General features: G+C 46.0%; 20 protein-coding genes. 4 read left to right on the top strand and 16 right to left on the bottom strand.

Translation table 11 applies throughout. The features are described 5' to 3' along the window. Positions 1-70: 70 nt before the first annotated feature. From HP548_RS32495 to HP548_RS32485, 3 genes are all read right to left on the bottom strand, one after another. On the bottom strand, positions 71-697 hold the full coding sequence (locus tag HP548_RS32495) for an FMN-dependent NADH-azoreductase (protein ID WP_063564259.1): 627 nt from the start codon (positions 695-697) through the stop codon (positions 71-73). Positions 698-936: 239 nt separating this feature from the next. Further along, on the bottom strand, positions 937-2,160 hold the full coding sequence (locus HP548_RS32490; RefSeq protein ID WP_175383960.1) for an aminotransferase-like domain-containing protein: 1,224 nt from the start codon (positions 2,158-2,160) through the stop codon (positions 937-939). Between the two features lie 141 nt (positions 2,161-2,301). Further along, positions 2,302-2,958 (bottom strand): response regulator transcription factor, encoded by a 657-nt coding sequence (locus HP548_RS32485; protein ID WP_090895259.1) that lies wholly within the window; start codon positions 2,956-2,958, stop codon positions 2,302-2,304. A 441-nt stretch (positions 2,959-3,399) separates the two neighbouring features. Between HP548_RS32485 and HP548_RS32480 the strand changes: the two genes are divergently transcribed. Continuing rightward, the gene (locus tag HP548_RS32480; protein WP_063564256.1) at positions 3,400-3,810 is read left to right on the top strand and encodes a hypothetical protein; all 411 of its coding nucleotides are present in this window, start codon (positions 3,400-3,402) and stop codon (positions 3,808-3,810) included. Beyond that, positions 3,807-4,871, top strand: a complete 1,065-nt coding sequence (locus tag HP548_RS32475; protein ID WP_076289881.1) for a phosphodiester glycosidase family protein — start codon at positions 3,807-3,809, stop codon at positions 4,869-4,871. Before HP548_RS32480 ends, HP548_RS32475 begins: the two co-directional genes overlap by 4 nt. A 345-nt stretch (positions 4,872-5,216) precedes the next feature. Here the strand turns inward: HP548_RS32475 and HP548_RS32470 are convergent, their stop codons facing one another. The 7 genes from HP548_RS32470 to HP548_RS32440 all read right to left on the bottom strand — a co-directional run bounded on the left by HP548_RS32470 (position 5,217) and on the right by HP548_RS32440 (position 16,438). Then, the gene (locus tag HP548_RS32470; RefSeq protein ID WP_076289882.1) at positions 5,217-6,233 is read right to left on the bottom strand and encodes a LacI family DNA-binding transcriptional regulator; all 1,017 of its coding nucleotides are present in this window, start codon (positions 6,231-6,233) and stop codon (positions 5,217-5,219) included. Between the two features lie 99 nt (positions 6,234-6,332). Then, positions 6,333-9,704, bottom strand: coding sequence for a GH36-type glycosyl hydrolase domain-containing protein (locus HP548_RS32465; RefSeq protein WP_175383959.1), 3,372 nt, complete (start codon positions 9,702-9,704; stop codon positions 6,333-6,335). 124 nt (positions 9,705-9,828) lie between these two features. Then, the gene (locus tag HP548_RS32460) at positions 9,829-11,994 is read right to left on the bottom strand and encodes a glycoside hydrolase family 3 N-terminal domain-containing protein (RefSeq protein WP_175383958.1); all 2,166 of its coding nucleotides are present in this window, start codon (positions 11,992-11,994) and stop codon (positions 9,829-9,831) included. Positions 11,995-12,128: 134 nt separating this feature from the next. Beyond that, positions 12,129-13,727, bottom strand: a complete 1,599-nt coding sequence (locus HP548_RS32455) for a type 2 periplasmic-binding domain-containing protein (protein WP_076289885.1) — start codon at positions 13,725-13,727, stop codon at positions 12,129-12,131. 54 nt (positions 13,728-13,781) lie between these two features. Then, a complete protein-coding gene (locus tag HP548_RS32450) occupies positions 13,782-14,684 on the bottom strand; it encodes a carbohydrate ABC transporter permease (protein WP_076289886.1) in 903 nt (300 codons plus the stop codon). Between the two features lie 18 nt (positions 14,685-14,702). Then, positions 14,703-15,662, bottom strand: a complete 960-nt coding sequence (locus HP548_RS32445; protein ID WP_062320079.1) for an ABC transporter permease — start codon at positions 15,660-15,662, stop codon at positions 14,703-14,705. Positions 15,663-15,673: 11 nt separating this feature from the next. Further along, positions 15,674-16,438, bottom strand: a complete 765-nt coding sequence (locus HP548_RS32440; protein WP_076289887.1) for an alpha/beta hydrolase — start codon at positions 16,436-16,438, stop codon at positions 15,674-15,676. 465 nt (positions 16,439-16,903) lie between these two features. Here HP548_RS32440 and HP548_RS32435 point away from each other — a divergent pair, with 465 nt between their 5' ends. Then, positions 16,904-17,821, top strand: coding sequence for a serine hydrolase domain-containing protein (locus tag HP548_RS32435; protein ID WP_175383957.1), 918 nt, complete (start codon positions 16,904-16,906; stop codon positions 17,819-17,821). Then, entirely contained in the window at positions 17,818-18,249 is a 432-nt protein-coding gene (locus HP548_RS32430; RefSeq protein ID WP_076289889.1) for a GNAT family N-acetyltransferase, read from the top strand. The genes HP548_RS32435 and HP548_RS32430 overlap by 4 nt, the downstream gene beginning before the upstream one ends. A gap of 94 nt (positions 18,250-18,343) precedes the next feature. Here the strand turns inward: HP548_RS32430 and HP548_RS32425 are convergent, their stop codons facing one another. The 6 genes from HP548_RS32425 to HP548_RS32400 form a co-directional block, all read right to left on the bottom strand. Then, the gene (locus HP548_RS32425) at positions 18,344-18,598 is read right to left on the bottom strand and encodes an AbrB/MazE/SpoVT family DNA-binding domain-containing protein (RefSeq protein WP_024629045.1); all 255 of its coding nucleotides are present in this window, start codon (positions 18,596-18,598) and stop codon (positions 18,344-18,346) included. Positions 18,599-18,768: 170 nt separating this feature from the next. Continuing rightward, positions 18,769-19,233 carry a tRNA (uridine(34)/cytosine(34)/5-carboxymethylaminomethyluridine(34)-2'-O)-methyltransferase TrmL gene (trmL, locus tag HP548_RS32420; RefSeq protein ID WP_053780483.1) on the bottom strand — a complete coding sequence of 155 codons (465 nt, stop codon included), beginning with the start codon at positions 19,231-19,233 and terminating at the stop codon, positions 18,769-18,771. Between the two features lie 137 nt (positions 19,234-19,370). Next, positions 19,371-20,459, bottom strand: coding sequence for a 3-phosphoserine/phosphohydroxythreonine transaminase (serC, locus tag HP548_RS32415; RefSeq protein WP_099854828.1), 1,089 nt, complete (start codon positions 20,457-20,459; stop codon positions 19,371-19,373). Positions 20,460-20,692: 233 nt separating this feature from the next. Then, positions 20,693-22,117 (bottom strand): type I glutamate--ammonia ligase, encoded by a 1,425-nt coding sequence (gene glnA / locus HP548_RS32410; RefSeq protein ID WP_063564243.1) that lies wholly within the window; start codon positions 22,115-22,117, stop codon positions 20,693-20,695. Positions 22,118-22,532: 415 nt separating this feature from the next. Then, a complete protein-coding gene (aroF, locus tag HP548_RS32405) occupies positions 22,533-23,597 on the bottom strand; it encodes a 3-deoxy-7-phosphoheptulonate synthase (protein ID WP_063564242.1) in 1,065 nt (354 codons plus the stop codon). 233 nt (positions 23,598-23,830) lie between these two features. Then, positions 23,831-24,784 carry a 4-hydroxy-3-methylbut-2-enyl diphosphate reductase gene (locus tag HP548_RS32400; protein ID WP_076289892.1) on the bottom strand — a complete coding sequence of 318 codons (954 nt, stop codon included), beginning with the start codon at positions 24,782-24,784 and terminating at the stop codon, positions 23,831-23,833. Between the last annotated feature and the right edge of the window lie 64 nt (positions 24,785-24,848).

Below are 24,848 nucleotides of genomic sequence, written 5' to 3'. Positions count from 1 at the left end.
GCAGATGCAAAAAAAGCCCATCATCTCCAACGGAGATAATGGGCTTTTTCGTGTTTCTATATATAAGCTATTAGAAGCTTGCTGCTACTTCGGAAGCCAATTTCAGACCTGCTGCTACGATCTCTTGGGAACGGTCAGGTGAAGCATTGTGGCCTTCAACGATAACCAGTTCAGGGTTTTGAATACCCCAGAAGTTCAGTACATTTGTTACATATTTAACGGACATTTCAGCGGATGCCATTGGCTCAACGGAGTAAACTCCGCCACGCGCGTTCAACAATGCCACTTTTTTGTCGCCTACCAGACCTACAGGGCCTTCAGCAGTGTATTTGAACATTTTGCCAGCTTGGCTCAGGTAGGAAATGTAGTTTACCAGTGGTGCTGGAACAGTGAAGTTCCACAGTGGGAATGCAAATACTACTTTGTCTGCTGCCAAGAATTGATCTTGCAATTGTGCTGCCAGTGCAGCTGCTTTTTGCTCTTCAGCAGTTGCTTCGATACCATTAGCGGCTTTGTATCCACCTGTAATTACAGTGTTGCCGTAGTAAGGAATATCTGTATTGTAGAGATCCAGTTCGGTAACTGTGTCACCTGGGTGGGATTCTTTGTATGCGCTCAAAAATGCATCGTACAATTGTACGCTGACTGCTTGATCTGCAGGACGGTCGTTTGCTTTGACAAATAAAATGTTAGACATGTTCGTTCCCCCGTTAGTTAAAATATATGAGTGCTTCTCCTGAACTTGCAATGAATGCAGCTTATATAAAGAAAACAACAACTCATTAATACATATTATATATAAAAATGTTAGTGGATGCAATAACGTAATTACTTTGGGGGTAACTTATTTGCTTCCAAATCCAATGCCTGGAACTTCTGCTGTCACAGGTTCCAAACATGAATTTGACCCTACATTCTTTCTTTTCTATATCCGGATTAGCTCCGGGCTGTAAACTCTGTTATGGACTCACTGATCAGATTCATACCAAGCAGCAACTCATCCCGGCCGGGATGGCTGAAGTTCAATCGGATGTACCGACGATCCTGTTCACCCGTGGAGCATAGGGAACCTGGAAGAAAAGATACTCCTTTTAACAACGCTGCCTTGAGCAGAGCTCCGCTGTCCAATCCATCCGGCAACTGTACCCACAGATACATTCCCCCTTCAGGAATGCTGTACTGGCTCCCTTTCCATCCCGGACGCTTCAATAATTCGAGCATAAGCTTGAGCCTAGTCTTATACTCCCGGTTCAGCATGGAGAGATGATCACTCCACTTAAAAGGAGAATGGGCGAGCAATTGATACAATAACCTCTGATTCATGGGACTGGACTGTCCGTCTGCTATCCGTTTCACCGAGGCCATAGCCTGGATCAAGGCCGGATGCCCGGCAGCCCAACCTGTACGCAGGGCAGGTGCTACAGTTTTGCTAAACGAACCAATGTAGAGAACATGTCCACCCTGATCCGCTGTATCCAGCGCAAAGAGGGAAGGATACTTCCGGTAGAAGTCTCCCGGCTCCAATCCATCGAAATGAAGTTCGCCATAGGAATCATCCTCCACGAGCAGCACGCCGTAGCGTGAACACAGATCAAGCACTGCCTCACGCCGTTTCATACTCCACAGCGCGCCGGTTGGATTGGAAAAACTGGGTGCAGCAAAAAGCAGCTTCGGTCTCACCTGCTGCATGTGATGCTCCAAAAGGTCAGGCAAAATGCCATCCCCATCGCCTGTGACGGGCACGATTTTGGCACCTTGCATCTCCAAAACCTCGAGACAGCCTGGAGAAGTAGGATGCTCGACCAACACGGAATCTCCAGGCTCAAGCAGCAAACGCATCACTAGATCGATCGCCTGCTGGGTCCCTGTAGTCAATAGAATCTGCTCCGGGACTGTCCGTATGCCCTTGCGAGCATTCCAATCGTTGTCCAGCCATTCTCTCAACGGTCTATACCCTGCCGGTTCACCATACTGCAATGCGGAGGGTCCGGAACTAAATACAGACACCGCTGCTTCTTCCAGCAATTTGAATGGAAACAGCTCCTCCGCAGGCAGTTCTTCTGCCAGAGAAATGAAATAATCCCGACCAGACATCTCACGTATGTCCCTCAGCGGTGATGTCAAAAGCCTGTTTGTACGGGAGGCGAAGAAATATTTCATCGGTCCGTTCCCCTTTCATCCCTAATCCGAACTGTGCTCGCAGTCCGTAGCCCCTACAACCTATTCTTGTTGGACACTAAATATGACCAGACCGGACACTTGACGAGCATTCGTACATAGGGATTCATGGAGCGATGCTCGTCAGGATACGGTTTTGGTCTGCCTCGCATATAAAGCGTACCGTTCAATCGCCTGTGCCCTGCTGCTTACATCCAGCTTGACGTATATTTTACGCAGGTAATTATCAATCGAACGTCTGCTAACGTTAATCTCACTGGCTATTTTATCATAGGTTACGCCCTGAACAATTCTTTCCATGATAAAAGTTTCGGTTTCTGTTAATTCAACAATAAGTTCTTCTGCCGGAGATTCGACGGGTTGGGCCCATTCCGAACTGGCTAACCAGGATAATGGGATGGATACACATCCCTCACGCAGCCCAGATATCAGATGAATCAGCTGGCTAGGGGAAGCCTGTTTGGACAGCATGCCACTTGCACCTAGACTGATTAGATGACGAAATAATTTTACATTATCCTCGTCCGTTAGAATAATGATGTGACTATGAGCCGACAGATTTTTCATTTGGGATATATACTGATCTGCCTGGCCCTCAGGAAGCCGATAATCCATCAAAATCAGATCGGGCTGGTGAATGTTCACCAGTTCAAGACCTTCGGACCCAGTCGAAGTCATCCCCCGTACCAACAGATCCTGCTGTTCTTCCAAAATCAATTTCGTACCCAGCATGCTGGTGGGGTGGATATCTACGATGACCACCTGCCATACTTTTTTCATTGTTGTTCCCCCTGTTATGTATTGTACAAATTCCTTTTCCACCATCAGCCATGATGATGCCTCTACCCTTGCGACAGTCCGTGTATAGAAGAAGTAAAAGTCGGATAATGTCGAAAAATAGAAAAACACTTGATACAGCTGTAAGAACAGCTCTATTTCTACTGTATTTTGCTGTCATCACATCAGGACTTTTGTCTTCCCAAGTGAAGAAAGATCAAAATATAGTATAAATTTCCTGCATTTCTATCTAAAAAAGTCGAAAAACTTGCCCAAAGTTCCTACTTATTGCATCTATAAGAAATTGTATCCTAGGACTTCCTTCCGATGCAATCTCTTTTTATCCTATTACTCAAAGAATTTCATTTTTGCGTAATCAATAGTGGCGTGATAGAATGAGGACTGGAAAATTTTTTGTACCTATAAATAACCAGGAGTGATGATATGAAACCTTCTGTCCAACCCTCTGACATCCATCACACCCGGAGCGCCAAAGGTAAGGCCGGATCTTCAGTCAAGCTGTTTCTGGTCATGTGGATTGTTCTCATTGCACTTGGAGTACTCGGAACCTACTATTATAGTAACCACCTCCAGCAACAGATGATTAATCAGCTTCAGACCCATAATCAACAGCAGATTGCAGCGCTCAAAGCCGACTACGAAAAGCAGCTAACAACGATATCCAAGGAAGTAGCGGACCTGCAGGGCCAGGTGCAGTCCTTTAATGAATTACTGACTTTCACCAAGGATAATGCAAACGATAAAACCGACAACAGCAACAAATTGTATACTCAGCTGAGCGAAGTCAAAAAACAACTGGAGACACTCCAGAAAAAGATGGACCTGCTCAAATGATTACACCCGTAAAAAAGGTTAATCGTTTATTTATGCTTGCTCTTGCTCCTTTTGTTGGATTGATATTATGCATGCTGCTGATTCGTCCTCCGCTTGACCCCGGAGATTTCATTCATTCCGGTCTGGCTGAAGAGAATGTTACACCCCGGACCCAGGCAATTAGTCAGGAGCTTGCAGGGGCAAAAGAAGCTGCTGTTCAGACTTCTTCTTCTATTAAAAGAACAACACAGCTGTACAATCAGACAACGAGTACGATGTCGACGCTTGTACAGAAGGCTACGGTTCAAGCCGCTCGCCCGGAAACGATCTATAATCAACGAATCTCATCCAAGCTGGGCGTTCCGTTTGAACGGATAGACAGTGATCGACTTACGATTGAACTCTATAGGGTCAATCCAGGCCCCTATAAAGGCTATGCGATGAAAATCAAGCTAAAAGATCCCACGGCCATGAAGATGGCTCTGGACAGCGAGCCAGGCCGATCTGAGACAACCATGCAGGCGGTCAAGCGCAGCGGTGCCATTGCCGGAATTAATGCCGGCGGGTTTGCCGACAGTGGCGGTAAACGGTATCCGCTGAGTACAACAGTTATGGATGGCAAGTATGTGAATGGTTTTCAGGCCAGCTTTAAGGATCTGTTTTTTGTAGGTCTTGATGATGCCGGTAAGCTGGTAGGCGGTAAATTTTTCGACAAAAGTTCCCTGGATCGCCTACAACCACAATTTGGTGCCACATTTGTACCCGTTCTTTTGCAGAATGGGCAAAAAACGGTCATTCCCGCCAAATGGAAAGTGTCACCCAAGCGGGCTCCACGCACTGTGATCGGCAATTACAAGGACGATCAATTGTTGATTATCGTTGTTGACGGGTATAACGAAGGTGGAAGCTCAGGAGCCACCTTGGAAGAGCTGCAAGGACGTTTGTACAAGCTTGGCGTCGTGGACGCCTATAATCTGGATGGCGGCGGATCGTCCTCACTCATCGTGAACAACCGGGTTGTGAATAACCCCTCGGACGGGAGCCTCCGACCTGTACCTACTCACTTTTTATTTTACAAATGATGGAGTGAAGCATTTCTTTTCTTCCTATAATGGTTATAATAGAAGTAAAGATTTGCAGGAGGTGCTATGGTATGTCATTTTCACTGACATTTTGGATTATTGCAATTGTATTGGCTCTCTTCCTTACAGGCATTCTCACTTCATCCTACAACAATGACAAAACCAAGGGCCTTTAAGGGCCAAGCCTCTCCTGGTGAGAGGTTTTTTCTTTTTATAATGGGTCAATTAAAGAAGCTAAACAAGAGACAAGGCTTAAAAGAATGCTTCAATTCTTCTAAGCCTTGTCTCTTGCTGTACAGTCGTCGTTCAACACAACATGCATGAAATGAAGAGGGGGCAGCGTTGTCAATAGCTAACCGCCTTTTCACCTTGGGCTTGTGCAAGATATTCTGACTGAACCTTGCTGTTTACCGACCCGCCCTCCACCAGTGTCACGTAGATGCGTTCATGATCGACAGGCTCTCCGGCAATAATCTTGATTAATTGTTCGGCTGCGAGTGCGCCCCATTTTCGTTTGGAATAATCAATTGTGACCAGTCTTGGCTGCACATATTTGCTAAGTTCAATATTATCGAATCCAATAATATCAATCTCCTGACCTATGTTTAACTCGCTATCAGCAAGCCGGTCACACATCCCAATCGCCATCTCGTCATTGAGACAAAACACCCCAACTGGTTGAGTATATTCCTGAATAATACGTTCCGCTGCCCGTTCACCGCCACTCTTCTCGAAATCTCCGGTGATCTCAATCCATTCCACGTTCGCTTCCCGCTCCGATACTTGCCTTACAGCCTTCAACCGCTGAGCTGAGTCAAATGAACCTTCAGGACCTGTCACGACATAGATCTTCGTGTGTCCCTGTTCAATCAAATGCTCCATCGCAAGGGTTGCTCCTGCCTTGTTATCCAGCAGAACCTGATTAATATTGGGGTGATCCAGTTCCCGGTCAAGAACGACAATCTTGTGTCCTCTGTCTGCATATTGCATTAGTTCCTTGCTCGCAAATGTATGATCCAGAATGACAGCACCATCAATCATTCGCTCCGGAAGCATTCGATGAGATTGTTTCCCGCTGCACACAATTAGGTCGTACCCTTGCGCGTTACATACAGATTTCATACCACTAAGCAAGTCTCCATATACATCCCCGCTAAAATCCGTCAGAAATACACCCAGAATTTTGGATTCTCTCTTCTTCAATGTTCTGGCAGCAGCATTGGGAACATAGTTCAGCTCTTTGGCGATAGCCAAAATTTTGGAACGGGTCTCATCTGTCACTTTGTTGCTACCATTCAGAGCATATGACACGGTAGAGATCGAAACTCCCGCCTGTTTGGCGATATCCTTGATACTGACCACATTCTTCGCTCCCCTGTTATGTTCATCAGGCCCTTCGAAATCGAAGGACCTGACATCTAAAATATTTATACTTGATAAAATGGACTAACGTTTACACCATTAACTGTAAATCTCAATCACGTTATTCTCGCTCAGGCTCTGTTCAAGCTCCTTACGTGAAATACGCAGTCCACCAAGACGATAAGGTTGTTGCAGCCTAGTCGCATCCAGTTCCTTGCCATTCAGCACAATACGTTGTACGGCCTCTCCACTGAGATGATAAACGAAGGTTACTTTTTTGCCCGCAAATTGGAAATCAAAATGTAATCCATCCAAGCTGACAGGTAACACAGGGTCCAGAACCAGATCTTCTTCCTCCTGACGAATACCCAGAGCGTTCGAAATGAGCTGATTCATGTAGATTCCCGGTCCACTGGAATAGATTCTCCAGCCACCCTTCACCTGTACATCTCCGGTGCGAAGCTTATCGAATTGCTCCTGCGCTGCATAACGGTTGTTGAATTTCCCGTCAGAGCTGCTGAAATAGGCATTACTTTGACGCAAATCTGCGTTAGGAACAGCTTCCTGAATACCCACTGGATTGATAATGCCAAGGCCGTTCCAGACTTCATCCGGGTTGCCCAGCTTCGCCATGGCTTCAATATAACGGATGTGAGCATGAACATATTGCAAGCCCACTTCACGTCCGAAGTTGGATGCCTGCTCTGCACGTTTGAAATGAGTGCTGACGCCGCCATCATACTGTGCTGGACGATTCATCAATCTGACACCATCCGGGCAGTACAGCTTGTCTTTGATCAGTTCATAATGGGATTGCGCTTGCTCAGGCTCCAGCAGCTCGGCAATCATGCTGCGTGTCATCGGCAGCAAACGGTACTGAATACCTGTCTCGCTGTCATCCGGATGCAGCATGCGTTTTGCTTGTGCCGGGTCTTCCATATATACAAATCCTGGAATCACATCGGTATCCAGCATATACTTGCTGAAGTCTCTTTTCACACCCGCTGCCATGTCACTTAACTCGGAAGAAAGCTCCGGTTTCACAGGCGCAAGCGCTCTGGATAGCTGCTTCAACGTTTGATAGGTGAGCGCCACAGTCCAGCTGCTGACCATATATTGCTTCAATTGAGCATTGGCAGGCTGCAATGTATCGTCCCAGTCACCGTCACCATATGAAGAGAGGAATGTATCATGCAGGAAATGGCTGCGGATATACTCCAGCTCTTTCTGGGCATGCTCCAGCACGCTGGCTGTCTGATCAGTAAAATCAAAACCATGTTTTACGGTATAAGGTACTTCCTCATTCAGAATCGAATAATCCTTGGTAGCAATCAGATAATCACTTAGCACTTTAAGAGGCCAAACAATAATGTCACCATGGCTTTCTTCCTGCTGAACTTTGAAATAACGATCGAACATAAACCATTGCGGCCAGTTGCCGTCATCCTCATACTGATGGGAGTAAACTGTCTTCAGAATATCGCGAACCTGCTCATACTTTTGTGTAGCCATAAAGTATTCGACCGGCCCCTGGCAGACATCCCGTGTTCCCCAAGCTGCACCGCCATATTGCTCCAGTCCGTGAGGAACAGAGTAATGCACCAGCATATTGTGGGTGTACCACCATGCAAGAGCATTCACTTTGAACAACTCGTCCGCTCCTTGCTTCTGAGGTTGGGACAAATGGAATCCATTCATTACTTCTGCATAGAAGGTACGATAAGCTGACACTTCCTCTTCGAAGCTGCGCGTCGAGGATGCAGTCTGTCCTTCTTCCAACAGACCTTGAATGGTCAATGTCCATTCAGCGCTGCTGTCCAGACGTAAAGTCGTCAGTGAGTCGTCGCCTGCGTTTACTCCACTAGCCAGCTCAGTCTCATCGCCAACCTTCACTCCTGCTCCGCTTACCCGCATGCGGTACTCCAGATTCGGATATACTTCCCCACTGAGGGAGCTATGATCTGCCTTGAAGCTCAGTTCACCATTCTGCTCGGAAACATGAACAGGAAGTTCATATTCATTCACATTCATCGTAATCTGATTGGTGATTAGGTATCGATAAGCTATTCCTTTTTCCGACTTCACATGAAGATGTACTTCAGGAGTATCCAAAGTTGTATAATTTGTGATGATCAGCGTATCCTCAGCTGTTTTGTAATACCAGCGAACATAGTTGAAGCCCATTTCAAACAGGGAAGGCATCGTGAGTAGGTGGAAGACTCCCTCCATCTCAACGTAGATCCGCTGCCCGGATGTTTTGGGTATGTTGAGTGCACTACGTGCGTTGCTCATCATTTTATTGAAGTTCGTATTTCCTACAACCACATGGGAATTGAAAATACCATACATATAGGAAGACGTAGTGATTACGTTCTGACCCAGCTTCACATTGTTGCCACTCATCAGAATGTGTCCATGTGGACGTTCAACACGCATTTCCTTTTCCTTCAGCACAATATGCTCATACGTATCTGTAAAGAACGCCAGCAATTCGCCATCCGCACGCTCTTCCTGATGTCTCTTCGAAGCCGGGAAGTGGGAATTCACTTCTTCTTCAGTCATCGATAAAGTAGGCAAGGGTTCACCCATTACCGGATGGAGAGATACTTTTGGGAATACGTTGGTTACTGCCTGTACCGTGCTTGTATTCTCTTGACGCTTCGCTTCATACTCGTCCCAAGCCTGTTGTACAACATCCTGGTATTCAAGTTCCTTCACCGCTTCAGGATGGTTGGCCTGAAAGAGTCCATAGAACACAAAGCGAGCTTCGCCACTCAACACCACTTTTTCGGACTGTAGGGCTGTGTATGCAAATTCATACTGATACACTTCATTTGCAAGTGTTGGCTTGCTCAGACTTTCAGGGACATTCGTTTCCTTGTAACTCAAGCCAAAGAACTGAAATCCATCTGTGGAGTAACCTGTTGCACGGGTTAATGAACCCTGTTGAAGATAAGGAAAAGCCCCGCCTTGTGGCTGATTCTGCCGTGAGGCTACGATATATCCCAGCTTCGTATCCTCAAATACGGCATGGTCAATGTATTGCGACAAGTAAGCCTCATTGCTACGTACCGCACCTGGATCGGCATTGCCGACATCCTGGCCATAGACCACGTCGACCTCTTCTCCATTACCGTTTACGGTTACATCCCAGAACCATACACCTCGGGTTGTTGGAGCAAATACAACCTGATAGCCTACGCCCTCAGCGGTACCTGTCCATACTATACGGCTACCGTCGGTGCTCACCTGGCTGTCGGAGTGAATGCCAAGCATTGGCACAAACCGAATGGCAGATTCACTGTGAAAACGCAAGTACAGATTGTTCATGGAGCCGTCCACTGGACTAGCCATCCACTGATTAATCATCGTTGTTCCACTTACAGCCTTAAACAAATCACCGCTTTCCCAGAACGTAAAGCACAGATCGCCGGATTGTACGTTGATTTGAGATTTATTCATGGTCTTCATATATCTATTCATATCCTCCTATCCTGCCTTGTTCCCCGCTGCTGAACAGAAGAGAAGAAGGCAGTGCAGTTTTGCTGCTTTTGTATGATGAGTTCAATCATTCATCGATATGAGGTGTATCCCATTACACCAGCTTGAACGTACTCTCCAATGTGTCGCGGCTATTCGGCCCTACGAAAATGTGGAATGTTCCTTTATCACTGCGATGACTCAAATCGGAATGATGATAACGAAGCTGTTCTTCGTTTAATGTAAATGTAGCCGTACCACTTTCACCCGGTGCGAGTGACAGCTTAACATACCCTTTCAGCTCACGCATTGGACGCACAACTTCACCAGTGACATCACGTACGTACAACTGAACCGTCTCCACACCAGCACGCTCGCCAGCATTGGTTACACGCACTTGGATCGTCAGAGGTTGAGCAGCAGTCATTTCATTGCTCGAAACTTCCAGGTCACCATACTCAAACGAGGTGTATGACAAGCCGTAGCCAAACGGAAGCAGTGGATCATTCGGACTATCAATATATTTGGAAACATAACGCTCTTCCGTCTTTTGCGGATTGAGTGGACGTCCTGTATTAAAATGATTGTAATATACCGGTATCTGACCTACAGATTGCGGGAAGGACATTGTCAGACGCGCAGATGGATTCACCACACCTGTCAATACATCGGCAATGGCCGCTCCACCCTCACTGCCCGGGAACCACGCTTCAAGCACAGCATCGGATTCTTCAAATACACCATGTAAGTCCAGAGGACGACCGTTGAAAATAACGGTGGCGATTGGTTTACCCGCTGCTTTGAGCTGTTTAACCAATTCCAGTTGAGCTGCCGGCAAACGAATATCCGTACGCGATCCACCTTCACCACTCATTTCGGAATCTTCACCAAGTGCAAGCACGATCAGATCAGCTTTGCTTGCTACTTCAAGCGCTTCAGCAATCTGTTCAGCGGTGATCGTGTGAACGTTGCTGCCTTGAGCCATATGAACTTTTCCTGCAGTAAGACGTTCCTGCAAAGCAGTTCCGAGTTTAACGGCATCCTCTTTGACACCTTCACAGGACCACCATCCGAGAATGTCTTCACTTTGAGCAAAAGGTCCAATTAACGCTACATTGGCTTCTGGCTTCAGCGGAAGAACGTCATTATCATTTTTCAACAATACAGCGGATTTGGTTGCAAGCTCATACGATACCTGACGATGTTCTTTTGAGAAGACAATCTCACGCTCACGCTCCGGATCAGCTGCACGCAGTGGATTATCGAACAATCCCAGCTTTTCTTTCAGTTGCAGAATACGCAGCACCGCTTCATCAATGAGCGTTTCTTCCACTTCTCCGTTATTGATCAACTCTGGCAGATGATGGACATAACAAGGTGTCATCATCTCGATATCCACTCCTGCACGAATGGCGCGGTACGCGGCTTCACGATCATCTTCAGCAGCGCCATGAGCAATCATCTCGCGAATGGAAGCCCAATCGGAGATCAATACACCATCAAAGCCCCACTCGTCACGCAAAATGTCACGCATAAGCTTCTCATTTCCGCTCGCTGGAATACCCTCTACGGTATTGAATGAAGCCATAACCATTTCTACGCCTGCATCCAGTGCTGCCTTGTAAGCCGGTAAATAGTACTCACGCAAGTTGCGTTCAGACATGTCGACCGTGTTGTAATCACGACCACCTTCTGCTGCCCCATATGCTGCAAAGTGTTTTACACAAGCCGCCAGACGATCCGGCTCATCCTTCAAATTGTCGCCCTGATATCCACGTACAAATGCCGCAGAGAACAGACTGTTCAAATAAGGATCTTCGCCTGTTGTCTCCATTACACGACCCCAGCGCGGATCACGAACAAGATCGACCATCGGTGCAAAAGTAACATGGAGGCCAGATACGGCGGATTCACGTGCTGCAATCTCAGCACTTTTCTCTGCCAATTCAGTGTCCCATGAACAGCCAATGGCTAGTGGGATGGGGAAAATAGTTTTAAAACCATGCACAACGTCCGCCATGAACATGAGCGGAATGCCGAGACGACTTTTTTTCAGGTATGCTTGTTGTACATCAATAATGGCCTGTGCACCGGACAATCCCAGAATGGAGCCACTGGCATCCACGGACTGCTCCGTGATTCCCATCTCTTCCATTGGACCTGTGATCTGACCTTCAACACTGGTTCCTTCATAAAAGTTAGCGGTCAGCTGAAGCAGCTGGGCCGTTTTTTCTTCCAAGGTCATTTGTTTTACAAGGTCTAGCAACTGCTCGTTATTCATAGACATTATCCTCCACTACATGTTGTTGAAATAAAGAACCCGGCTGCGTTCGGGGAGAGACCGCGCACCGGGTTCGATTGAATGGGACAGACAGAACACACCTGTCATATCCCATCTTGCTAATTACTGAATGATTACTTGAATTCTTTGTTCAGTTCATCCAGGTAAGGTTGAACCAGGGACATTTTGCTGTTTACCCATTCTTTCCAGTTCGCTTCCAGATCTCCATTTTTGAGGATCAAGTTGGCATATTCATTCTGGTAGTCGAATGAAGCCTGACTTTTAGCTTTGGAATCGTACAGGTTGACATCCCAGTCGTATGTTGCGAGTGATTGACCTTCTGTACCGAGTTTTGCTTTTTCCTCGAACAGTTTCACAGCTCTATCACGATAATCCTTTTTAATTGCAGGGTTTACAACACTGAAGTCGTCACCCAGAAGATACAGACCTTCGAAACGTGCTGGGTATTTGTCTTCCAGAACAGTACCTTCTGGCAGCAAGCTAACCAGTTCTTTGTTCTCATCATATTTCCAATCTGTTCCTTCGAAGCCCATGTTGATGAGCAGTTGTCCTTCTTTGGTAGTCGAGTAGTCGATCAGATCCATGATCCGTTCGAATTTCTCGTCGCTGATGTCTGGATTGAAGATCAATGCAGACCAGAAGTTAGCTTGCTCCATGTTACGGTATTTTCCATCGTCGCCCACTACGATTGCTGTGTGTACCAGTTCATCACTATCTACACCCAGATTCTTTCTCATATCAGAATCCAGACCTTGTCTGTACGAAGCCAGTCCGCCCAGACTTGTTACTGCAGCTGTACCTGTTACTTTGAAGTTGTTTTGACCTTCATTGTTTTTCCATGTGTAGAATTCAGGATTGAGCAAACCATCTTTGTAGGCTTTTTGCATCAATTTAAGTCCTGTCAGAGTTTCAGGATCTGCTGGTCCCCAGTGGAACTGACCATCTTCACCTTTGTAGAACGGCGTGTCGGTCATGGCATGCACACTGTTCGGCATAATGATATTCGTCATAGCATCTGCCGCATTGTAGGACAGAGGTACAAGTTTGTTGCCCACTTTGCCTGGATCTTTTTCTTTTACAAGCTCAGCGTATTCATTCAATTCAGTTGTTGTATATGCATCTTTCAGTTCGAAACCAACCGCTTCAGCCCAGTCTTTACGAAGTGCAATGACACCAATTTGGTTCGTCAATGGGTCAGCAGGTTTGTTCTCGAAATAGATTGGTCTTGGCAGGACGTATGTTCCACCCGTCAGTTCTTCCAGCTTGTCTCCAAGACCGGTCAACTTGTAGGCTGCTGCCACGTTAGGCCAGCGTTCTTTCCAGTCATCCGGGAATTTGTAGAACAGGCCTTGATCAATACTGTTCATGGCATCGCCATGCACATAGTTCCATACTGCTACATCCGGCAAATCGCCAGAGTTGATCCATAGACGAAGCTTCTCGCCCCATGAATCCCAATCGATATAGTTGTAATCCCATGTTACATTGAACTTGTCTGTCCAGAACTTGTGGAAGTCATTATCCAAGTTCCCGTTTTTAATTTCTGTCAGGTTAGCTACAGAGATGGTCAGGTTATCTTTGTAATTTCCCTCTGCATCTTTTTCGTTACCACCTGAAGCTCCTTGGCTGGAACAAGCGGTCACCATCAGCATAACTACACTAAGCGTGATGGCAAAGAGAGCTCTTACTGACAACTTTTTGTTCGTTTTCATGTTTTACCCCCATGTTTTTTAGTAGAATTTTAATGCAAAATCCTATACGTATAATCAGGTCTTGATAGCCCCTGTTAATACCCCTTTGGCAAAGTGTTTTTGCAGCATTGGGAAGAAACACATAATTGGTACCATGGTGACAAATACTGCCGCCATCTTCATACCCATTGAGAAATTGCTTGCTTGGGCAGCATCGACACTGGATGCATTAGATGCGTTCGTCTGGGATGTGACGATAATGTTTCTGAGAACATTCTGGAGCGGCAACTGATCCGCTTTTCGCAGGAATATCATCGCGTCGTACCAACTGTTCCAGTACGCCACACCGTAGAACAACGTGATTGTAGCCATAATTGGTGTAGCCAGCGGAAGAACAACAGAGAACAGAATTCTCCACTCTCCTGCTCCATCCAATCTCGCCGATTCCATAAGCGACTCAGGCAAGGTATAGAAGTAGTTCATCATCAGAATCATGTTGAACGCACTGAAGCTTCCCGCCAGGATAACAGACCACAGCGTACCTGTAAGGTGAAGTGATTTCATGATCAGGTACAGCGGTACAATACCACCATTAAAGATCATGGTGAACAGCACTAGGAAAAAGAGAAATTTCTTGAACGGAAATTTGTTGCGACTAAGGCCATATGCCATGCTTGTTGTCAGGAACAAGCTAAGTGGCAAACCGATAACTAGCAAAATAATTGTATTTTTGTACCCCGACAGAATCGTTCCGTCAGCGAACAACGCCTTATAGGAATCCAATGTCCATTCTTTAGGGAACATCAAAAATGGATTGTCAGCATATTCTTTTTGTGTTGCGAACGAGATCATGATGACATTCCAGAACGGAATCAGAATCATCAGAGCAAGCACAAGTAAAATGGCGAAAATAATGTAATCGAGAAATGTCATTTTTTCTGTACCAATTCTCGGCTTTTTGTTAGCTTTCTTACTCATTTCATTTTTCCTCCTCTCTTATCGGAACAAACCGTCTCCGCCAAGCCACTTGGCAAATCTGTCTGCGAGAAGCAGCAAGACCATATTCACGAGGGAACGGAACAAGCTGACCGCTGTCGAGAATGAGAAGTCCGTTGAGGACTGGAACGTAATCCGATAGATATATACATCCAATACTTCCGATACATTTTTAGTTGCGGCATTTGCCAAGTTGAAGATCTGGTCGAAACCGGAAGACATCAATCCACCAACCGACAGGATGAACATGACGGTGATTGTAGGAAGAATGTTTGGCAATGTGATGCGGAACATCTGTTGCATACGGGATGCTCCGTCAATCTGTGCTGATTCATACTGATCCTGATCGATACCAGAAATGGCAGCCAGGAAGATAATCGCACCCCATCCACTTGATTTCCAGATGTCCGTCAACAGCAGCATCGGTACAAAGTTGGACTCGGAACCCAGGAAGTTAATGGTTGGCAATCCAAGCAAACCAAGTGCACTGTTTACCAGTCCGTCATAAGCCAGGACGTTGATGACTACCCCGGATACGATGATCCATGAAAGGAAGTGAGGGAACGTAAGAACTGTCTGGAACCACTTTTTCCCTCTGCGCATCCGCAATTCATTCAGCAACAGGGCCAGAATAATCGGGAACGGGAACTGAATAATCAGTTTTAGAATGTTGATGTACAGCGTCCGCCATACGGCGTCAATAAAGGTTGGATCCCGGAAAACGTATTTGAAATTCTCAAATCCGCTCCATGGGCTTCCCCAGATCCCCAGGTTTGCCTTGTAGTCTTTAAACGCAAGAGACAGGCCACCCATTGGCATGTAGGCAAACAGGATCAGCCAGACGAGCCCTGGAATAAGCAGGGTGTACGTCATTCTGTGCTTCCAGATTTCACTCCAGAGCGAATTGCCTTTCAAGTTTCCCTTCAGCTTTTTGCTAGGTCCTTCGGCTGCAGGTTTCAAATTGCATCTCCTCACTCTACTTTGGTCTTGTCGTTATACAGAAAATCAAACATTGTTCTCAGGTGTTGCTCCCAGAATCTCCATTCATGGGTACCCGGCGTCTCCACATACTGAAACTCAAAATCCGTTTCCTGCATGTATTCCGCGAATTTGCGATTCATATCCACAAACGGATCAATATCACCACAACAACTCAGAATATCCGGTAAATCTCCACCTTGCTTCAACAGCTTGGCAGACAGTGCGTACAGGTCCTGATCAGGTTTTACCTGTAACCGTTCTCCAAAAACCGCTTTCATTTCCTTGATCATGCCTGATGGCATTTCCGGATCGTGAAGCCGGGTCTGAATATCAGTTACACCTGATAAGGACACCGCCTTGCGGTACCTCTCGGGATATGTCAGTGCACATTTCAATGCACCATACCCACCCATGGATAGACCGGCGACGAAGTTCTTTGCCGGGTCTGTATTGAGATTGAGCTGGCGCCTGCAGAATTCAGGCAGCTCCTGAGTGATGTAATGGAAGTAATTCAGGCCGTATTCCATATCGGTGTAATAGCTTCGGTTCGCTTCCGGCATAATGATGGTACAGCCATATTGTTGCGCGTACATTTCAATTGTAGTCAAACGTTGCCATGTACTTGCATTATCGCCTGCCCCATGCAGCAAATATAGCGTACCGCCTGAAGTGTCTCCGGAGTCACTGGACACTACATGTATGCTTGTGTTCATGCATAACGTAGGCGATCCGGTTTCGATCGTTATATGCGCCATAAGTAACCCCTTTCATCGTCGGCTGCTGTCTGTAAACTTCTGTTTCTCTGCCTTTTTGTTGCAAATTCCAGTGATTCCCCCGTATTTCGCTCGGTTATCGAAACGATTTTCTCGAATCGTTTCAAAACATAGCCAACGTTGATTTACTTGGACTTGATTACAACACTTTTTATGTGGAAGCGATTTCTTCGAATCGTTTCGAATAAATCATAATCCCGAAGTACAAACCCTGTCAATAACCTTTTTACAAATTTCGCGCTTTTTTCTCAAAAAACTGATTTTTCGTGATGAAATTTGCGTCAAAAGGCACTTTTAAAGTAAAACATTTTCCTTTAAGTAACCGTTTGCACCTATTCATTGACATTGAACCTCGTTTGTAATAACATAAGTTCTAATTTTTGATCCAGATTGCGGAAACGTTTCACCAAGAGTTAAAATTCTTCTTTTTTTAGAAAGGATGTTAAGATGTCTAGTATTATTAATTCTTTTGTTCATCATATAGATGAGCAGCAGTTAAACGTTCATTCTGTTCGGGTATTGCAGAAAGGGGTTACAATCGGAGCGTGGGATCGCACCGGCGATATGCGCCGCTTACAACACTCTGTCAGCAAATCGTTCACCTGCATGGCGATTGGACTGGCTTTGGATGAGGGCACACTTACACTTGAATCCAAACTAGGGGACTACTTCACTTCACCAACACCTGCTTCCCATTTAACAGCCTTCCCTCCTGCGGACCTCACCCTGTACGATTTGCTGCGAATGTCATCGGGGCATGACGTACCTGTGTTATGGGCAGAAGAGCGAGCCACCCTGCCTGAGAAAGATTGGGCAAAATATTACATGTCCCTTCCTTTGGATAGAGTTCCTGGTGAAACGTTTACATACAGCAGTGCAGATACGTTTATGATCTCCGCCATGTTTCAGGCGGCCACCGGTCAAACCGTTAAGAACTATCTGATTCCCCGGCTATTTGAACCACTGGGCATTACGAATGTAGAGTGGGAGACTTCTCCCTTGGGCATTACATTGGGCTGTGCGGGCCTGCAGCTCACCAACGAGGAATTAGGTAGATTCGGTCAACTGTTGCTTCAGGAGGGCCACTGGAATGGCAAGCAGCTCATTCCTGCGGAATGGATCCGATTAGCGACAACACAACAGATCCCTACACCAGGAGACGGCGACTGGGGACAAGGTTATGGATATCAATTCTGGAGATGTTCCCATAACGCTTACCGTGCTGATGGCGCCAATGGTCAACTATGCGTTGTCCTACCGGAGCTGGAGTCCGTCGTTGCCATCAATAGTGATGAACAAAATATGCAAGCCATTCTTGACAATGTATGGTCGGATATACTGCCTATTCTGGAGGGGAACATTTGATTATACGGCCAGCCACTGAGGCAGATTATGCGGAGTTGAGAAACATTTATCTGGAGTCGCGACGTGCCCGATTCCACTGGGCTAAGCCGGAAGAACTGTCTCTGCAGGATTTTGATACAGATACCGTGGATGAGCATATCCTTGTGGCTGAAAATGAAGATGGACCGCTTCTCGGCTTCGCTTCGCTGTACCTTCCCGAGAACTTTATCCACCTTCTGTTTATTCATCCCGGTTTTATCGGCGGGGGTACAGGTTCACGCTTACTTGATGCGTCAGTTTCACTCATGCAGCAGCCTGTTCGATTGAAATGTGTATCTGATAATCATAAAGCAATAGGCTTTTACGAACGACAGGGTTGGAAAAAAGTCATTGAAGAAGGTACACCCGGGGAGAAATATTGGGTGATGGAATACAACACGAATAGCTGAATCCATTCGTTTGATCCAGGTAAATTGGAAGTGGACATGATTTTTCCACACAAAAAAAGTATCATGACCTTTAGAGGCCATGATACTTTTTATTTTACCCGTGCTGTGGAAGCTGGGTCATTTCATCTAAACATTGTGCGCATATGTAACGCTCTTTGAACTCATTGACTTCTTCCATCGATCCACAAAAAATACATTTTGGACGGTATCTCTCCAGAATGATATGGTCCCCTTGTACTAAGATCTCTACAGGATCTCCCTCATTCATTTGATACCTTTTACGCAAAGATTTAGGCAATACGATCCTACCCAATTGGTCAACTTTGCGAACGACTCCAGCTGGCTTCATAGCTACGGCACACCTCTCCTATCTTACTCTAAATTTCTAGGTACATTTGTACTATGTTTATTAATTCGCCAAGATTTTGTCGAATCCTGCTGGAAATAAACATTTTTTGTCCTTTTTTTTGAAAAATGTTTTTTTAGCGAATTCTAACCGTCACTTAAACGCGAATTAGACTAATCCAGACCCGGGAAATTAAGTTGACGCAACGCCTCATACACAATGATTGCTGCTGAGTTTGACAAGTTCAATGATCTGACATCACCTGTCATTGGCATCTTCATACAAGTATCTGGATTAGCAGCAATTAATTCTGGAGGAAGGCCTTTCGTCTCCTTACCGAACACTAGAAAATCTCCATCCTGAAAATTAAAATCGCTATAACGGTTCTTCGCCTTCGTGGTTGCGTAGAAGAAACGCCCTTCAGGGTACTGTTCTTGAACCTCAGCAAACGAATCATGATATTCAATATGAACGGCATGCCAGTAATCCAGACCCGCGCGTTTCAGTGTGGCATCATCCGTACGGAATCCGAGTGGACGCACGAGATGCAAATGTGTACCGGTAGCCGCACATGTACGGGAAATATTTCCTGTATTTGCCGGAATCTCCGGTTCAACCAGAACGATATGTAAAGCCATATGTGTTCAATCTCCTTTTCATTTCATGTAAACGACAATTCTCTAATCTTAAAGAAAAGCCCTCCACACGTCAATGTGGAAGGCTCTGGTAAAGCACAAGTGTGAATGCTTGAATTCACAACTCGCTGCCAGGTTGTTTAACCATTTGTCTTCTGGAAGTGGCTCATGAAGTCCGTAAGTGCCTTAACACTTTCATATGGAGCAGCATTGTAAATGGAAGCACGCAGGCCACCAACACTCCGATGCCCTTTCAGACCAACAAAGCCTTCTTGCTCTGAAGCCTTGATAAACTGTTTCTCCAGCTCCTCGTTAGCCAGGCGGAAGGTCACATTCATCAGGGAACGATCTGCCGGATCTACACAACCACGGTAGAAGTCTCCGGAGGAATCGATCGCATTATAGAGCAAATCAGCTTTCTTCATGTTCTTCTGTTCAATTCCAGCCAATCCACCTTGTTCTTCGATCCATTTCAGAACCTCATTCACCATGTATACGGAGAAGGACGGTGGTGTATTATAGAGAGAATTGTTATCCACATGTGTACTATATCGAAGCATCGTCGGGATCGTTTTAGGAGATTCACTAACCAGTTCTTCGCGAGCAATAACAACCGTAATTCCTGATGGGCCCAGGTTCTTCTGTGCACCTGCATAGATCATGCCGAATTGATTAAGATCAAACGGTTTGCAGAAGATGTCACTCGACATGTCGGCAATAAGTGGAACTGAACCGGTATCCGGGAATGACTTGAATTGAGTTCCCTCAATTGTTTCATTAGACGTCAAATGAACATAAGCTGTGCGATCCGGGAAGCTAAGATTCGACACATCCGGCAATTTCATATATTTATCCGCTTCGGAAGATGCAGCGACCTGCGTCTCCCCAATCAGTTTCGCCTCAGACAGTGCCTTCTTGGCCCAGCTGCCTGTCATGACGTAACTGGCTGTCTGCCCTTCCCCGAGCAGGTTCATCGGCAGCATGGCGAACTGAGTGCTGGCTCCGCCTTGCAGGAAGAGGACCTTATATCCTTTTGGATTGCCTAGCAGAGACAACAAACGTTCCTGAGCTTCATTATGTACAGATTCGTACACCGCTCCACGGTGAGACATCTCCATAATCGACATTCCTGTATTCCGAAAATCAACAAATTCTGCCTGAGCACGCTCCAGAACCTCAAGTGGCAACGCCGCAGGTCCTGCATTGAAATTATACGCTCTCTTTGTCACAAAATCCCCCGCCCTTTCCATCCGTAGCTGACATATGAAGTGAATATTATCGCTATGATATCAGTATTCCCTATCTGCTTCAAGGGCAATAAGCACCGAAGCTGCGAATCAGGGTTATCAAATTCCTTTATCACCCTGCAAAGTTAATGCACTACATCGTTCAATTCAAGGAAAAGCCTCCGAGAGCGAGTCCCGGAGGCTATACATTGGGAACAGTTTCTGTTCCGACTGGATTAGCAGTCGAAGTAGAGGCTGTACTCATGTGGATGAATGCGAATTGCTACTGCTTTCGCTTCGTCACGTTTGAGGTTGATGTAGTTCTCGATGAATTCTTTCGTGAAGACGCCGCCTTCAGTCAAGAATTCGTTGTCCGCTGCCAGAGCGTCAAGCGCTTCTTCCAGGGAAGCTGGCACACTGCGGATATTTTCTTTGTCTGCATCAGACAAATCATAGATGTTTTTGTCGAGTGGACCATATCCAAGCTCAGTTGGGTTGATTTTGCGTTTGATACCATCCAGACCCGCCATCAGCATTGCAGCGAATGCCAGGTAAGGGTTAGCTGTGGAGTCCGGTGTACGGAACTCGATACGACAACCTTTTGGTGTCACAGCCGCAACCGGAATACGTACTGCTGCTGAACGGTTACCTTTGGAGTAAACCAGGTTAACCGGTGCTTCATAACCAGGTACGAGACGTTTGAATGAGTTCGTACTAGGGTTAGTCAAAGCAATCAAAGCCGGTGCGTGGTACAGAATTCCTCCAATGTAATGCAGAGCCATTTCGCTCAGGTTTGCATATCCCGCTTTGTCATAGAACAATGGGGAATCGCCATCGAAGATGGATTGGTGAACGTGCATTCCGCTACCATTATCACCAAACAGTGGTTTTGGCATGAATGTTGCTACTTTACCATATTGACGTGCAGTGTTATGCACGATGTATTTGTATACAAGCAGGTTGTCTGCTGTTTTCTTCAACGTATCAAAACGGAAGTTGATTTCGGCTTGACCAGCTGTCGCCACTTCGTGGTGGTGACGTTCAATCGACAGGCCCGCTTCTTCCAAAATGCGACACATTTCACTACGAATATCTTGTTGTGTATCCACTGGAGCTACAGGAACATATCCGCCTTTAGTACGAACTTTGAAACCCAGGTTACCGCCATCTTCCTTACGGTTGGTGTTCCAAGAAGCTTCTTCGGAATCTACGAAATAGGAAGAGCTGTTCGTGCCGCTCTCATAACGTACATCGTCGAAAATGAAGAACTCGGATTCAGGTGCGAAGAATGCTGCTGTACCTACTCCGCTTTCTTTCAGGAATTCTTCCGCTTTGACTGCGATACCGCGTGGGTCACGCTCATAACGCTCGCCATCCGGAGTGAAGATATCACACATAACATTCAATGTAGGGTGTGCTGTGAACGGATCGACAAAAGTCGCTTCAGGATCTGGAATCATAACCATATCGGACTCTTCAATTCCGCGGAAACCTTGAATAGAAGAACCATCAAAGGCTACTCCATTTACAAAAGTGTCTGCGTCAACTGCCGAAGCTGGTAACGAGATGTGGTGCGCACGACCGGATAAATCTACAAAACGAAAATCTACCCACTCGATGTTGTTCTCTTGAATTGATTTCAATACGTTTTCAACCGACATGTATTCGTCCTCCCAAATATTCCGAACATTAAACAACCCCACTAAGAAAATGTCCATATTCGAATTTTTTTCTGTCGTCATTATAAAATCTCAAATATGACATCGTCAATACTTATGTAAGGTATTTTTTGCAACTATGTAAGCTATGCTCACATTTTATAAACCTATTGATTTCACTTAACAACGTATATACATTACATTTAACTGGTTTAATGCGGTAAAGCAAGGCTATATTTAGCCTAAATTATGGAAAAAAACATCACATCATAAATGTTTCTTATCACCTATGATTAATAAATGCGTTCAAAGCTCCAAATAACACAAAAACCGGACATTTTGTCCTAGCCCCATTCTCATTGAACGGAGCCAGGGCAGATGCCCGGGTGAACTATATTACCTATACTATGAAGATCAGTTATACGCCAACTCGTGCTGGAAAGAACTCCGCCGGTTGTTTGGCTGTATTGAATGTTTTACCGACGATTGGTGCCAATTTCTCCAGATCCTGAAGCAGGTTGGCAAATTGGTCAGGGAACAGAGACTGCACGCCGTCACCCGTCATAGAGTTATCGGGGTCCGTATGCATTTCGATAATTAGGCCGTTAGCACCAGCAGCGACAGATGCCTTCGTCATTGGTTCAACCAGCTCACGGCGCCCCGTACCATGACTTGGGTCCGAAATAACTGGTAGATGACTGAGAGACTGCAAGACAGGAATGGCCGAGAGGTCGAGCGTATTACGTGTGTAGGATTCGAATGTACGAATACCACGTTCACACAGCATTACATTCGGGTTGCCACCCGCAAGAATGTATTCAGCGGCATTCAACAGCTCATCGTAAGTTGCACTGAAGCCACGTTTCAGCAATACCGGTTTGCCACACTCACCCAATTTACGTAGCAAATCGAAGTTCTGCATATTACGTGTACCTACTTGCAGAATGTCTGCGTACTCGGCACAGATATCCACATATTCAGGCGTCATGACTTCTGTAATCGTCAGCAGGTCATGTTTCTTCCCTGCTTCTGCCATCATGATCAGACCTTCAACGCCCGTTCCCTGGAAGCTGTACGGACCTGTACGTGGCTTAAATGCACCACCGCGAAGCACCTGTCCACCGGCAGCCTTAACCAGCCCGGCAATCTCATCAATCTGTGCAGCTGATTCAACCGCACACGGTCCGCCCATAACGACGAGTTCTTTCCCGCCAATATCTACACCTTTGATGGAGATCACGGTATCTTGAGGATGGAAATCACGGCTTGCCAATTTGTAAGACTTCGAAATCTTAACGACATTCTCTACACCTTTCATTTGACGGAGATGCTCAGCCATTTTCGGTTCTACTTTACCAATAAGGCCAATGATGGTGCGGTCCTCTCCACGCGAGATATGGACCTGAAGTCCTTCCTTTTCAATTGTAGCGACGATATCCTGAATATGTTCCTCCGGAGTAGCTTTACCTGCAATAACGATCATTATAATTCCCATCCTTCCTTGTATGAGAGCGCCTAAGCGCGTCTGATTTAATCCTCAAAACTCTTCTCCACTTAAACGCTTGTTCGCTTTTAAGCTTTTATCCACTAAAGTAAATATAACATATTCACCCTTTTCAGTCAAGCCGACTCTTATCCCCTACAAAAAAAAAGAATCCTGCAGTCAGTCACCGAATTTCGGCTCTGTGCTGCAAGATTCTTATATTCATGTTTTGTTTACGTCGTACGAGTCTTTTCCCTTACAGGAGGTAGTAGCTTGCTCATATTCACCGTACGTTTGATTTCCCATGTTTCCGGCTTGTCATGTTCATATTGCTCCAGATATAGAATGACTTCCTTCGTGATCGGAGTTGGCGTAGAAGCGCCTGAAGTAACCGCCACCTTATTCACACCTTTCAGCCATTCCTGCTGTATCTCAGCCACATCTGATACACGATATGCCGTTACACCCGCAATTTCCTCCGATACTTGTGCAAGTCGGTTGGAGTTATTACTGCGAGGATCACCTACAACAATGACCAGATCTGCCTGCCCTGCCTGTTCGGCAACAGCTTCCTGACGGACTTGGGTAGCCAAGCATATCTCATTATGAATCTCTGCGCCTGGATACTTCTCCAGAAGACGACTCATAATGTGTTTAATGTCCCATTGACTCATCGTTGTCTGATTTGTGATAAGGATTTTGCCAGGAGGTACGTTCAGACCGTCAATCTCCTCTTCCTTCTCGATCAGATGAACATGATCGGGTGCAACACCAACCGCGCCTTCCGGCTCTGGATGATTCTTTTTCCCAATATAGATAATGTCATATCCTTCTGCCGTCTTCTCCCGAATAAGGTCATGGGTTTTGGTTACATCCGGACATGTTGCATCCACTGTAGTCAAACCTTTATCACGTGCCATCTTGCGCACTTCTGGAGATACACCATGGGCCGTAAAGATCACTGTTCCACTCTCGACCTGGCTCAAAATATCAATCCGATTCGGTCCGTCCAGTGTAATAATGCCCTCATCTTCAAAAGAGTCCGTCACATGTTGGTTATGCACAATCATACCCAATATATAAATAGGCCGTGGTAGGTCCAGATTGCGTGCCGCCTGGCGCGCGAGCACCATCGCATCCACAACTCCGTAACAATATCCCCGCGGCGAAATTCGCAGTACTTCCACTTGGTTGCCACCCGCTTTCTTTCTCGGCAAAGATAGCCGATGTAATTGCAGTCCTGTCTATTAT

The organism is Paenibacillus taichungensis, from assembly GCF_013359905.1.
GTDB lineage: Bacteria > Bacillota > Bacilli > Paenibacillales > Paenibacillaceae > Paenibacillus > Paenibacillus taichungensis.
The sequence above is the reverse complement of the archived record's forward strand: the minus strand, read 5'-3'. Positions and strand labels throughout refer to the sequence as shown.

Coding starts and splice junctions, on each gene's coding strand:
- aroF (WP_063564242.1), bottom strand. CDS start 23,597: ATGATCGTTATTGCAGGTAAAGCTACTCCGGAGGAACATATTCAGGAT.
- HP548_RS32435 (WP_175383957.1), top strand. CDS start 16,904: ATGTCTAGTATTATTAATTCTTTTGTTCATCATATAGATGAGCAGCAG.
- HP548_RS32495 (WP_063564259.1), bottom strand. CDS start 697: ATGTCTAACATTTTATTTGTCAAAGCAAACGACCGTCCTGCAGATCAA.
- glnA (WP_063564243.1), bottom strand. CDS start 22,117: ATGTCGGTTGAAAACGTATTGAAATCAATTCAAGAGAACAACATCGAG.
- trmL (WP_053780483.1), bottom strand. CDS start 19,233: ATGGCTTTACATATCGTTCTGGTTGAACCGGAGATTCCGGCAAATACA.
- HP548_RS32455 (WP_076289885.1), bottom strand. CDS start 13,727: ATGAAAACGAACAAAAAGTTGTCAGTAAGAGCTCTCTTTGCCATCACG.
- HP548_RS32440 (WP_076289887.1), bottom strand. CDS start 16,438: ATGGCGCATATAACGATCGAAACCGGATCGCCTACGTTATGCATGAAC.
- HP548_RS32485 (WP_090895259.1), bottom strand. CDS start 2,958: ATGAAAAAAGTATGGCAGGTGGTCATCGTAGATATCCACCCCACCAGC.
- HP548_RS32465 (WP_175383959.1), bottom strand. CDS start 9,704: ATGAAGACCATGAATAAATCTCAAATCAACGTACAATCCGGCGATCTG.
- HP548_RS32490 (WP_175383960.1), bottom strand. CDS start 2,160: ATGAAATATTTCTTCGCCTCCCGTACAAACAGGCTTTTGACATCACCG.
- HP548_RS32475 (WP_076289881.1), top strand. CDS start 3,807: ATGATTACACCCGTAAAAAAGGTTAATCGTTTATTTATGCTTGCTCTT.
- HP548_RS32450 (WP_076289886.1), bottom strand. CDS start 14,684: ATGAGTAAGAAAGCTAACAAAAAGCCGAGAATTGGTACAGAAAAAATG.
- HP548_RS32425 (WP_024629045.1), bottom strand. CDS start 18,598: ATGAAGCCAGCTGGAGTCGTTCGCAAAGTTGACCAATTGGGTAGGATC.
- HP548_RS32480 (WP_063564256.1), top strand. CDS start 3,400: ATGAAACCTTCTGTCCAACCCTCTGACATCCATCACACCCGGAGCGCC.
- HP548_RS32460 (WP_175383958.1), bottom strand. CDS start 11,994: ATGAATAACGAGCAGTTGCTAGACCTTGTAAAACAAATGACCTTGGAA.